This is a genomic window from Bartonella queenslandensis AUST/NH15 (genome assembly GCF_000312585.1).
Classification (GTDB): Bacteria; Pseudomonadota; Alphaproteobacteria; order Rhizobiales; family Rhizobiaceae; genus Bartonella; species Bartonella queenslandensis_A.
In genome coordinates, this window is the sequence record NZ_HE998236.1 from 1 (window position 1) to 699 (window position 699).

Sequence of the window (699 nt, forward strand, 5' to 3'; positions counted from 1 at the left end):
TCCCAGCTAATGTTGAGTATTTTAATCTTTTCACCTTCTTCATCAAAGGCAACATCACAGCAAAAAACCACAAATCATTTAAACTTAGAAAAATTTAAGACACAACTTTTGGAAGATTCGAACTTTTTATCTAAGCTTAAAGAAAAATGATCCCCCATACTGATTCTCATCATATTCAACAAATTATCAGAGAGTATCTTCTTACTCACCCAGAAATTATGATTGAAATGCAGCTTATTCTTCAAGATAAGCTGGAAAACAGAATGAATACGAAAGCCAAAGACAAACCTCAGTCATTCATTCATTAGAAAAGGAAATTTTTCACTCTCCTCATGACGCTGTTTTTGGGAATCCAAATGGCAAAAAAGTACTTGTTGATTTTTTTGATTACAATTGTCAACATTGTAAAAGTTCCTATTCAGATATAGAAGACCTGATAAAAGAGTACCCAGATCTACAGGTTATTATCAAGGACTTGCCAATTTTAGGACCTGATTCTATGGCAGTTCATACCGTCGCATACGTATTTCGAAAACAATTTCCAGAAAAATATCCTCAGTTTCACAAAACGCTTTTAATGTATCAAGGACGCATAAATGAAGCTAAAGCGATAAAAATAGCTGTTGCATTAGGAGCAGATGAAAAAAAACTACGGAATGCGATAAAAGATTCTAATCTGAAAAATGCTTTTAAAGAAAA

The 699-nt window shown here is 32.8% G+C and carries 1 pseudogene; it reads left to right on the top strand.

Annotated elements, in window-relative coordinates:
- Positions 1–9 precede the first annotated feature (9 nt).
- Positions 10–699, top strand: a pseudogene (locus BN338_RS10000) (DsbA family protein); the annotation flags it as partial.